General features: G+C 43.2%; 5 protein-coding genes. 3 read left to right on the forward strand and 2 right to left on the reverse strand.

Translation table 11 applies throughout. The features are described 5' to 3' along the window. Nucleotides 1-197: 197 nt before the first annotated feature. Both QT973_RS08390 and QT973_RS08395 read right to left on the reverse strand, forming a co-directional pair. Nucleotides 198-5,711, reverse strand: a complete 5,514-nt coding sequence (locus QT973_RS08390) for a protein kinase domain-containing protein (RefSeq protein WP_333208355.1) — start codon at nucleotides 5,709-5,711, stop codon at nucleotides 198-200. Nucleotides 5,712-6,015: 304 nt separating this feature from the next. Continuing rightward, a complete protein-coding gene (locus tag QT973_RS08395; RefSeq protein WP_333053307.1) occupies nucleotides 6,016-8,400 on the reverse strand; it encodes a GAF domain-containing protein in 2,385 nt (794 codons plus the stop codon). A 673-nt stretch (nucleotides 8,401-9,073) separates the two neighbouring features. Here QT973_RS08395 and QT973_RS08400 point away from each other — a divergent pair. From QT973_RS08400 to QT973_RS08410, 3 genes are all read left to right on the forward strand, one after another. Beyond that, on the forward strand, nucleotides 9,074-9,856 hold the full coding sequence (locus QT973_RS08400; protein ID WP_333053306.1) for a calcium-binding protein: 783 nt from the start codon (nucleotides 9,074-9,076) through the stop codon (nucleotides 9,854-9,856). A gap of 145 nt (nucleotides 9,857-10,001) precedes the next feature. After that, nucleotides 10,002-10,607, forward strand: a complete 606-nt coding sequence (locus QT973_RS08405; protein ID WP_333391159.1) for a Uma2 family endonuclease — start codon at nucleotides 10,002-10,004, stop codon at nucleotides 10,605-10,607. Between the two features lie 298 nt (nucleotides 10,608-10,905). Next, a complete protein-coding gene (locus QT973_RS08410; RefSeq protein ID WP_333391161.1) occupies nucleotides 10,906-12,408 on the forward strand; it encodes a tetratricopeptide repeat-containing serine protease family protein in 1,503 nt (500 codons plus the stop codon). Nucleotides 12,409-12,510: the final 102 nt, after the last annotated feature.

A 12,510-nucleotide genomic window follows, 5' to 3' on the forward strand; every position in this document is an offset into this window, starting at 1 on the left:
ACTGCCAACAGCGGACTTTTTCAGAAATAATTAGGCATTGACAAATTTTCATATATGTGTTATTCCGTTTTTAGCCGAGTCTCGCTCCCCCTAAATCCCCCTTAAAAAGGGGACTTTGAGCAGGCTCTTATCCTCCCCTTATTAAGGGGGGTTAGGGGGGATATCCGGGTTTTAAAACACGCCATAGTTCCATGATTTTAATTCAAAGGAAGGGCGATCGCAAATTCCGAACCTTCTCCCAGCACCGATTCGCAAGTTAGTTTACCGCCGTGGGTTTCTTCGACAATTTGCCTGCTGATAGACAACCCCAAACCCGTACCTTTTCCTACTCCTTTGGTAGTAAATAAATGGTCAAATATTTTCGACTTGATCTCCGATGACATCCCTTTACCGTTATCTTTGATTTTAATCACCACGCTGTTGTTATCCTCCGAGAGATGAGTGATAATGGCGATCGTATTCGGTAAAGCTTCAATTTCAGCGTAAGTGCGACCCTGATTGAATTCGTCAAAACACTCGATCGCATTTGCCAGCAAATTCATAAATACCTGATTCAGTTGCCCAAAATAACATTTAACTGACGGGATATCTCCGTATTCTTTGATAATTTTAATCGCGGGGCGAGTATCTTTAGCTTTCAGACGATACTGTAAAATCATCAAAGTGCTGTCGATCCCCTCATGAATATTTGCTGACACTTTATTCGCACTGTCAGCGCGAGAAAAAGTCCGCAAAGACTTGCTAATATTGCGGATGCGCTCTGTACCTGATTTCATAGATAAAAGCATTTTCGGCAAATCTTCAATCAAATATTCTAAATCAATCTCTGATGCTTTATCCTGTAATTCATCTCCAGGATTAGGAAATTTTTCTTGGTAAAGTTGTAAGCAATCAATCAAATCTAAGCTAGCCTCAGCAGCAGCATCAAGATTGCCCGCAATAAAACCAAGCGGATTGTTAATTTCGTGAGCAACCCCTGCAATTAAGTTGCCTAGAGCAGACATTTTTTCGCTTTGAATCAGTTGCAGTTGCGCCTGTTGCAATTCATTGAAAGATTTTTCTAACTGTTGAGATTTTTCTTTCTCCCGCGCGTACAAACCAGCATTTTCTACAGCAATAGCAACTTGAGAAATTAACACTTTGAATACTTCAACTCTCTCTGCTGTAAAAGCTCCTACTGTCAAAGCATTTTCTAAATAAATGATTCCGCGCCGCTGAGATTGATAAATAATCGGCAAACAGAGAATTGATTTGGGTTGATATTTCTGAATGTAGGCATCTACGTTAAAAGGTTCCGCGACAGTCGCATTGTCTAAAACTAGATGCTTTTGACTGCGGTGTACGTAATTAATCACAGACAGGGGAACATCTTGACTATTTTCTACGGGAATAGAGGGTAAGAGTGTCACTTTATCCTCCGCGAAACTTCCAGTAGCTTCTATGCAGAGGTTCTCGTTTTTCACCAGCAGCAGCACTACTTTTTGAGCCGCTGCATTTTCTAAAATAATTTTGATTAATTTGGTCAACAATTTTTCTAGAACAATTTCACCATTAATGGCTTGCGCCGACTTAATAAAAGTAGCTAAGTCTAATAAATCGCCTAAACTACTACTGGTAGTATTTCCCGTGGTAGTGCGGGTGACATCGAGGGTTGGGGTTGGAATTGTGCGCGTCTGTGCTGCTAAGAAAGGATGTGTTGATTCTAAGTGTTTAACTTTAGCGATGGCTCCCCAATGGATATATCCATAATAGGCTTTAGTCAGATATGCTTGAGAAACTATCTCTTTACCCAAAGATTGATAAAATTCTCCTGCTAATTCATAGGCTAATGCTTCCTCTTGAATGTAACCGTTTTTTGCGGCTCCCTCAATTGCGCGATCGTACAAATCCATTGCTTCAGTATTTTGCCCCAACACTCGCGCTTTTTCCGCTGCAACCAAGTCGTATTTGTGTTGATAATTCATCGGAGCATGAACTGCCCATTTTTTCATTTTCTTTTGGTTTTGCAACACTTTTGCCAAATATTGCTTTTGTTCCTCTTTGCCAGTTGCTGGATACAAAGCTATCATACTGAGAGATGAGTAAAAATTATTCAGAGCAACCACATCGAATCCGGCTACAGACTCCTCATGTTTCTCAAATAACCTTGAATTTTCTAAAGCTTGAGCGTAGTTTTTGAATATAAAATTAAGCTGAGTTTTGGCATGATAAACCAAACCCACTAAAAAAAAGTTTTTAGATTCTATTAAAATGGGGAGCGTTTTGACTTCATTAAATCTCTCACCGACTAAATGACAGGGCTCGACAGCTTGACCGCGCAAATTGAGCGCTGTCTGCCTGCCTATACTTATATACTGTACAGCCATTTCAAGTTGAGATTGCTGCATTAGTTTCATATATTTACCAGTTTCCTGCTCCACCAAATCAAGAGGCTCTCCTATCGACAGTTGGTTTAAGCAATATGCACCTATAGCATAACCAGCAAATTCCAAATCTCCAGTTTCCATCCCATTTTTAAAACCTTCTTTTAGATCGCCTAATCCTGACTTGAGAGTGGCTTTCCAGTGGTGAATAAAAGAACCAAATGTTGCATAAACTCTACTTTTGATTGAACGGGAGGGAAATTTGTCTAACAGCCTAATTGCTAGTTGACCGAATTGGTATGCCAAACTAATGTCCCCTAGCTTGCACATAACTACGCCATAATAAACGTAGGCAATACTTGCATAAGGCGAATTACCGTATTTAATACACAGCTTGACCATCCTAAATGCCAGCAGCGGTATCAGTGGGGGTTTTGCCTGAATAGCACTGCTGAGAATCCCTGATAAAATCCGCATGGCTGCTTGTTTTTCGGGATCGATCATTTCTGGCAAGTTAGCTAAATCCTCAATTCGTTTCAATCCCAAGCTCAGTTTGGTATTACTCAGTCCCGCCATAATATGTAGCGCGTGGGGATTTTGAGGAAAAGAAATGCCTAATAGTTTCAGCACTTCCAGTCCTGTATTTAGTGCTTCTACCACTCTATTTTGAGCGTTATAAGACTGGATTTGAAGTTCATAAACATTCACTTTGTCCAGTAATATTTTAGCTTTTTGCAGTACAATATCAACCAGCTTTTTTGAATCTTCATAGTGGACATTTAAGTATTCAGCTTCGGCTGTTGACTCGTAGATTTCTAACGTTAAGTCATAGTGACATTGCCAAGAATCTGCCGGCAATAATTCCATAGCAACCCGCAAATACCTAACAGCCGCTTCATAGGCAGCCGCCGCTTTGGCTTTGCGTCCAGCAGTTAAATTTAATTGTGCCAACTGAGTTTTTTCTGATTGTTGGCTAATCGTGTCAATTCCAACATTCAATTGATTGACAATATCAAAGATGTTTTCTTCTAGCTTGTCTGGTGGAGTATTCTGTAACAGTAGTTGACCGATTTTTAAATGGGTTAATTGCTTTTGGTCTTCGGGAATGAGCGAATATGCGGCTTGCTGAACGCGATCGTGCAAAAATTTGTAACTAACCCGCGAAGTGTCTAACTTGAGGTTGATTGATTCGGCTCGATCGAAAACTAAAGGAATGCGATAGGCATCACTCAATGGCAGAATTAACCCGGATTGTAAAGCTGAATAAAGTTCAGTTGCTGTAGTATTAGCTGACTTTTCGCTAACAAGTGACAGCACATCTAGAGCAAATTTATCTCCCACGCAAGCTGCTAGCTTCAACACTTCTTGCGTGGGTTCGGGTAGCTTTTTAATGCGAGAAGCTACCAGTTCCACTACACTTTTATCGGTGATTCCAATGGCTTGGATTTCATCGATACTCCAATACCAGCCCGTTTGACTTCCCTCATTTGTAATCTGATTAAATTCAAATCTTAAAAGAGAGTCTTGATAAAGTGCTTGGAGTAATTGGGTCAAGAAAAAAGGATTGCCACCCGTTTTATTCCAGATTAAATCGGCTATATTTGTTACTTTTTCTGTGCAAGTGTTAAGTGTTTCAGTGACTAATTCCGTCACATTTGCTAAATCAAGCGGTTGCAACACGATATTGTTGACTATTGTACCAGTTTTTTCAAGTTCTTCTACGGTCTGAATTAAGGGGTGGGTCGGACTAACTTCATTGTCTCGATAGGCACCGATTAGCAGCAAATATTCCTGGTCAGGGTCAGTTATTAGTATTTGCATCAACTTTAATGTTGCTGAATCTGCCCACTGCAAATCGTCTAAAAAGATAACTAGGGGGTGTTCTTTTTGGGCGAAAACGCGAATAAATTCTTTGAATACCCGATTGAATCGATTTTGGGATTCTATAGGGGCGAGTTCTGGGACTTCTGGCTGTTTGCCGATGATTAATTCAACTTTGGGAATTACGTCGGCAATTACTTGGCCCTCTGTTCCCACTGCTGTTAAAATTTTAGTGCGCCATATTTCTAATGAAAGTGCACTTTCGGTTAGCAATTGCCGCAGCAAGGAGTTAAATGCTTGGATTAATGAGGCATAAGGAATGTTGCGTTTTAATTGGTCAAATTTGCCGCTGATGAAGTAACCTTTTGACCTGGTAATTGGTTTGCTAATTTCGTTGACTACGGCGGATTTACCGATGCCTGAGTATCCTGATACTAGCATTAATTCGCTTTGGCAATGGGCGAATTTTTCTGTATTTTGGTTTGGTGGAAAAGATGGGGCTGAAAGAGTTTCTGCATTGGGGCGGGCGGGTTTTTCTGTATTTAGGTTGGGTGGCAAAGATTTGGGTGATCCCGACCCTACACGTTCAAATGCTGCTAATAGTTCGTTGACTTGTTGTTCTCTACCGTACAATTTTTGGGGGATCAACAACTGGCTGAGAATATCTAAGCGTCCGGGGATGAATTCGGTAATTTGTCCGGTGGCTTCTAACTGATGCAAAGAAATTTCTAAGTCTGCTAACAATCCGGTCGCACTTTGATATCTATCTTCGGCATTTTTGGCTATCAATTTCATCACTATCTCTGAAAGGGCGACAGGTATTTGTGAATTGATTTGATGGGGATATATTGGTTGAACGGCGATGTGGCTGTAAACTATTTCTAAGGGGTCGTTGCTGCCGAAAGGCAATTTCCCAGTCAGCATTTCATAGAATGTGATACCAAGGGAATAAAAGTCTGTGCGGTAGTCGAGGGTGCGGTTCATTCTCCCGGTTTGTTCGGGTGACATATAGGCTAAGGTGCCTTCGACTGAGTTGGGGTTGTTAAATTGCGGGTTTTCTTTGTTGAGTTGTGTAGCAATGCCGAAGTCGGTTAGTTTTACTTGTTTTGTTTGCGAGTTAATTATGATGTTGCTGGGTTTGATGTCTTTGTGAATAATGTGGTGAAAATGCAGGTATTGTAAGGCTTTGACTATTTGGAGGGCGATGTTTAATTTTGCTTGCAGACTCAAGGTTTCTATTTCCAGCAGTTGGGCGAGGGATTCGCCGCCAAAGTCTTCTAAAACGATTCCTAATCGGTGGTCAAATGTTTCGATCCTGATGGCTTTGACGATTTGTTCGCTGTCTAAATTTTGGCTGATTTGATATTCGTGTTTGAGCCTGGTAATGGCTTCGAGGGTGGGATATTCGGCTTTGAGGACTTTCAGAATTACTGGGGGCGAGTCTGTCGGTTTTTGTCCGCGATAGATTATTGTTTCAACGCCTTCGTGCAGAGTAGAAATTATTTGGTATTCTGATAAGGTTAACATCACTTAAGTTATAAATTACAGGACATAATTGGGATTAGATTAACACTACTTAATCTAGATTTGGTGTGATTCCGATCGTGTATTTGGCGATTTCCCATCACACGGAATATACAAGAAGTGACAATGTGGGCTTGGTCGTTGGTGTCAACAAACATCTTAAATGTAATATTGGTCTTGTGTGTGAGTCCCGGATGTTTTCGCGGCACCGTTTTTCAGGGGGATGGGAGCGATCGCACGCAGGCCTCAAACAGGAGGAGATGGGAGCGATCGCACGCAGGCCTCAAACGGGCGATTGAACGGGTTATCAATCGCTGACTACCGTAACTTCACAGATAGTAGAAATAGATTCCGGTTCAGGTAAAATACGCACGCGGGCGAATTTTAAACCGCTGACTCCTTGCAGTGATTCTACCATGCCGGTCTGAACTTTTGGCTCGACCCAACCTTCGCGAGACAAGTAGCGCAAGTATTGTTGGTACTCTTCCCATTCGTCTTCGGTTGAATAAACTACCGTTAACATTCCTGGCTGAGTAATTCGCTCTTGTGCGTCTTTGTCAACGGCTTTCTCGATCCGCTTTTTGACAAGTTCGTAGCGGATGTCGCGAGTGCCTTTGACATCAAACATTTTTTCGGTGTTTTCGTTGTGAAAAATGTCGATCGTGGTATTCTGCACTAAGACTAAATGTGCGAGTTCCATGTTGATTTGAGACTCGGCTTGCAGGCGAAAAACTGTGCGACCGCAATCGCAAATAGCTCGCAGTTGTTCGTACCGTAAACTGTGTAGGTGAAACTGGCTGAATGTGGGGTCGATCGATTTTCCTGCATAAATCATGTGATCGATGCCGTCGGTGCATTCGATATCGCAGTAGTGGGGCAAAATTTGCTGCATTTTTTCTTGCCAGCGAGCCCAGGTTTCTTGAAGTTTGGTGCTGATTAGGTTCAACATTTGGTCGTAGCGGTTGCGATCGCTGTAAACGCAGTTGTGCTCATTTTCACAGGCTGCTTGGTAAGCTTTAACTGCTGCCTGAACCTTGGGCCCGCACTGCACAAAATAGTCAAAATATACTTCTAAACGCTCGTTTAAATATTCGGCTGCTCGCACCTCCATATCGACTGTTACTTTTTGTTTTAAATGCTGGATGTAGTCGAGCAAGTCGAGTCGCAGTTGCTCGCCGAGGTGGGTAGTTTGTGTTTCGCAAACAGCATCAGCTATGACTAAACCTAAGCGAAATTGTTCGAGCAAATCAGTTTGAATGGCTCGGTTTCTTTCGTCGCTAGAACCGCGAATGTCCGAAATTCCGTATAGCGGATGAACATCAGCAAATACGATTGTTTCGGGAGGTAGTCCCCAACTTCGCCTTTCTGCTTCTTGGGCGAACCGCCACTCGACTGCGGGATGGATGTTGTGAATGTGGGTAAACCGCTCCTGTATGGCTTGCCGCAGGGCTGCAATGAAGGCGGGAATGAGTTCTTGGGCGTGTTGAGCGTCAATGCCGTTGAAGTGATTTGGCCGATCGCACAACAGCCCCACAACTCCCAAAATCCGCTGCCCGCACCCCTCGCGGGTGACGGATTTGACTACGAGGGGCACCAGCAGCATCGATCGAGTTCCCATTCTCCGCAAAGTTCGATCGCACTCGGTTTCGCACTCCCTACGCAAGTCTGGCACATTCCAAACTTGATTTGCTGCTGTGGCCTTCAAAAAGTGAGAAGCTTCTAGGGAGTGCATTGAATAAAGAATCGGCTGCAAATGTTGGCCGTCTTTTGCAACTAATAGCTGTACCTGTTCGCCGTCGGGGCGCAGCAGCAAAGTGCCGTCAGCATGGAAGAGGGATCGCAAACACCGATCGATTCTCTCAAATTTCTCTGGCCGCAGCATCGAATCTTGATCGATCAATAACTGAGTCAGCCGCCGAATTTGCTCCTGCACGGTGACATCAAAACCTTCTAGCAACAGCAAGCCTTCTACGCGATAATTATCCAACTGCAATCGATCGGCTAAATTCTCCAGTTGATTCGGCTGCATCAGCCAAGCTTCCCGTTCCGCTACAGGCATTAATCTTAAAGAAATATCCGCAAATTCATCTATTTTTGAGTCAATTCGAGTAATTTTCAACTGTTCCGAACCCAGCCAAAATTCTATAAATCTAGGTTCTCTGTGTTTGGGATTTTTTACACTCGCCATGACAGGTTCTTCTAGCACCCGTAAACCGTCGATGTCAATTTGATAATATTGCTTAAATACCCAGTGCAAAAGGTGGCGGCGGTACAATTGTTCTGCTGTTTTGCCGTCCCCATCCTCGAATAGTTGCAGCAGAGTGATGTCGGTTTCTGCAAACAAACCGTTGGTAGATTGAGTTGCCAAGGACGTTTCCTCCCAACCTGCCAAGCGACAAAATGCCGCGTTAGCGTAACGCAGGGCAAAAGTTCCCGGTTGCATTACTGCGATTAAAACGCGGCGATCGCCGAGAAATTGAAACAATCGCTGTAAATCTTGTTTCCACGTTTTCAAGGGTTCAATTTCTGAAGATTGACTGGGTACTTGGCCCGCCAAAGCTTCGAGTAGCTGTTCTATACTTGGTTCGCTGGGCAGATTGTTACTGTCTGGCTTTGTTGGGACGATATCTGTCGCTGGCAGTGATTTTACGGAGTTGTTGTTTTGATGGGAAGACGATTTAGGAGTAGACATGAGTAAAACACCTGAAAGCAGTGGATTTTGCCAAAAAATGTCAGCGATCGGCGATTATGGCTTTGTAAAGAGCTTATATCCTGTTTGTAAAGTTTGTGTATGGATATCGGAAACTGGGTTTTTTCTCGGAGGATGGGCCCAGGGACTTTTACTTTTATTCACAAACAACCTCTCAGTCTCGACGTTATAGGTGATATTAACGTGTTTACTGCCTGGGGGGTAACACCCATTATAAGCGGTAGACAGTAGCGGATAGTGTCAATCGATTTTAGATTTTCTATTTTAGATTAAAGAATTGACCCTAGGGATAAATGCGGGGGCTCTTCTGATTTTCGATTTTCGATTAAAGAATTGATTCCACCGATAAATCACGTGGCGGGTACCACATGAAGAAATTCGTGGTCAGCAACTAATGCTATTTGACTAAAAGGCGAGATATATAGCAGGTTTGGGTTGAATGAAGCACAGCCCTGGTAATTGGGAATTGGGAATTGGTAACTGATACGATCGCGTAACCGAAGTATTGATAATTGTAATTGACTATAGCTCAACAGGTTGCTTGTCATTAATTGAGAAACTAAAAATTGCAGCCCAAATCCAAATTCTTGCTATTTGGCAATAGAATAATTAAAATGTATAATACAGCTAAGAGGATTTTTGAAAGGACATAGTTATGGCTTTAACGGTTAACAATCTTATTGGCGATGTGACGGGATTTCCTGTATTTGCTGGGGGCGGGCCACGTCTTTTGGCATTCGCTACACCCGATGAGATTAACGTAGGGAATGGAAATTTGGCGTCTTTTCCCTGGGGAGTTTGGGGACTCGATGGCAACGATACTATAGGAGGTTCGTCGGATTCTAACGAACGGCTGTTAGGAAATAACGGCAATGATATTATCGGTGGTGGTGGCGGAAATGACATAATTTACGGCGGGAAAGAGGACGATCGCCTGGATGGAAATGATGGCAACGACGTAGTTAGGGGCGACGCCGGAAATGACCTGATCTTCGGAGGGTTCGGGAACGATATCCTGCGGGGAGGGCAAGGAGACGACGATTTAGAGGGCAATGAGGGCGACGATTTCTTAGCAGGCGATCGGGGAGTTGACGTGCTCACGGGAGGCCTCGGTGGTGACATATTCGTCCTCAGAAGCAACGATGAAGCATTTGGTATAGATGGAGCAGATGTCATTACCGATTTTAACTTCGACGAGGGCGATCGCATCGGTTTGACGGACGGTTTAACAGAACTAGACCTTTTCTTTGAAAACGACAATTTGATTGCTTACGATAACGACGGAATCATCAACGACATGGTGATTGAAAACATATTTACCGGACAGATTGTGGGGATAGTTTTAAACACGGACAACTTTGAACTTATCGGTGCATTTGAACAGGCAAGTCCGTTTGCTTTGGCAGTTAACGGTTCTCAATTCCAGTTTTTGGCTTAGTTATTTGTAGGGAATTAGACTGGCAAAATCCCCCATAACCCCCCTTAACAAGGGGGGAACAAGAGCGCTCGAAGTCCCCAATTTCTCCCTTTATATATTATTATGCTAATCTAAAAGTAGAAACTAAAAATCGGGGAAAGTATATATGACCATTGCCACTCACCCCAAATTAACTGCACTCCCGGAACAGCGGTTGATTTTGCCGCTATCAATGACTTGGGAACAGTTCAAAGCTCTGGATTCCTTGCTAGAGTACACTCGCAGTGTTCGCTTGTCTTACCTCGACGGATATGTGGAAATTATGACACTTTCGCCGGAACATGAAACCATTAAATGCCTGCTGGCATTGCTGCTAGGTCAGTTTTTTTTAGAAAAAGATATTAGTTTTAGACCGACGGGCAGTGCTACACTCCAAGGGGAAACAAAAGGCAGCAGCAAGGAACCAGATTTATCTTACTACTTTGGCGAAGACCGGCGGCAGCGAGAAACACCCGATTTGGCGATCGAAGTTGTTTTTACTAGCGGAACTATTAATAAACTGGAATTCTACCGCAGATTTAACGTAGCCGAAGTTTGGTTTTGGGAAGACGGTGTATTTTCGATTTACCAACTGAACTCGGAAGGTTACGATCGCGTTTCTGGGAGTATGCTGTTGCCGGATTTGGATCTAGAATTGCTGGGGAGATGCCTGCAAATGTCCGAAGAAAAAGAAGCTTTGAAAGTGTTTCGGAATGCAGTGCGAGCTGGTTAACCTAGAAGATATACAAATAAAATATGGCCTAGTAAGGCCGGCAAGGGCGGAAATATACGAAATGTACGAAATGTCATAAAAATCGCAATCATCTGAAAACATCCAGGGTTTCTGGTTTTCAGAAATTTTATTTTAATCTATACTATTCGGAGTATTAGGGCTGACGCATTTCGACCAAAGAAACCGGGTTTTTTACCGAATCTGTGGTAATAACGGGTCTTCGGGGCAAAAAACCCGGTTTCTGGACTCCCATGCGTAAGTCATAAGTATAAAAAATCTTACTCTTCAGCAAATATCTATGAATAGGGATTATTCGCGGTTTGATTCCCTCGCCAGCATCCTCGCAGGAACAGTAACAGTAGCAGGAATAGTCGTCTTTGCAGCAGCACCTGTTTTCGCAAAAACTCCCCAAGAAATTGCCAAATTCGCTGAATCTGTCACCGTTCAAATTAACAGATCGGATAAGCGTGGTGGAACGGGATTTATTATTGCAAAACAAGGTACAACCTACACTCTCCTGACAGCTAACCATGTAGTTGATGATGATAAACTTACCTATACAATTCGCAGTCATACGGGAAAAAACTATCCAGTAACCCGTCGTGTACTATTACAGAAAGGTCAGAATGCTCCCGATTTAGCAGTGGTAACATTTAACAGTGCAGATTCTTATCCTGTTGTCACTTTCGGCGATTCCGAACAAGCGACAGTTGCTACACAAATTTTTGTGTTTGGCTATCCAGGTATTCCGGCTAGCAGAAACCAGCACCAAAAAGAGCGCAATTTCGAGTTTGTGCCGGGCTTCGTTACAAGCAGAATTTCAAGTCATCCCCAAGGGTATAATTTGCGCTACAATGCTGTCACGAAAGGGGGAATGAGTGGAGGGCCTGTATTTGATGGAGAAGGGCGGGTAGTTGGAGTTCATGGAGAGGGCGATCGGGATTACGATCCTGTCATTGACGGAAAAGTTATTACAGGTTTAGCCGATATTAAAACAGGATTTAATTCAGCGATTCCTATCAACACTTTTATAGCTCAATTATCCGAAGCAGGTTTAAATCGATCGGCACTTTTAATTAATACCTCTCCAACGGCTACTGCACCTCTGAAACTGAACAATCCGCAAGATGCTAAAACTTATTATGTTCGAGGTTTAACTCGGTTTGACAAGGGAGATTTGTCAGGGGCTGTTGCCGATTTTAACCAAGCAATTCAAACTCAATCTGATTACGCGGAAGCTTATTTCTATCGAGCCCTCGCTTATTCCGATTTGAGACAAATGCCCAAGAGTATCGCTGATTATAGCAAGGCGATCGCCCTAAATGCCGGTTATGTTGACGCTTACTACAATCGGGGGCTGGTTTTGTCAGCAATGGGAGATAAACCGGGGGCGATCGCAGATTATACTCAAGTCATCCGCTTGGATCGAAACTTTGCAGCGGCTTACAACAACCGAGGATTAGCGCTTTCGGACTTGGGCGATCAAAAAGGAGCGATCGACGATTTCAATCAAGCCCTGCAAATCAATCCCGGTCGCGCTAACACTTATTTTAACAGAGGATTAGCGCTGTTTCGCATCAATAATGATCGCTCTGCATTAGCTGATTACACTCAAGCAATTCAACTCAATCCCAATTATGCAAAGGCTTTTGCTAACCGAGGAATTACGCTGGTGAGAATGGGAGATAGACAAGGGGCGATCGCAGATTTGCAGCAAGCGGCTCGTTTATTTAGGACTCAAGGAATGAATGCAGATGCTCAAAAAGCATTAGATTTGATTGGGCAAATGCAAAGACAATAAACTGCATGATATCATCGACAATAATATTGCCATTAATCCTGTAGGGGCGGGTTCACCAACAATATTTGAGACAAACAAACAGGTAAAATAAACCCGCCCCGG

The sequence above is a fragment of the Microcoleus sp. Z1_A1 genome (assembly GCF_036700305.1).
Lineage (GTDB): Bacteria > Cyanobacteriota > Cyanobacteriia > Cyanobacteriales > Microcoleaceae > Microcoleus.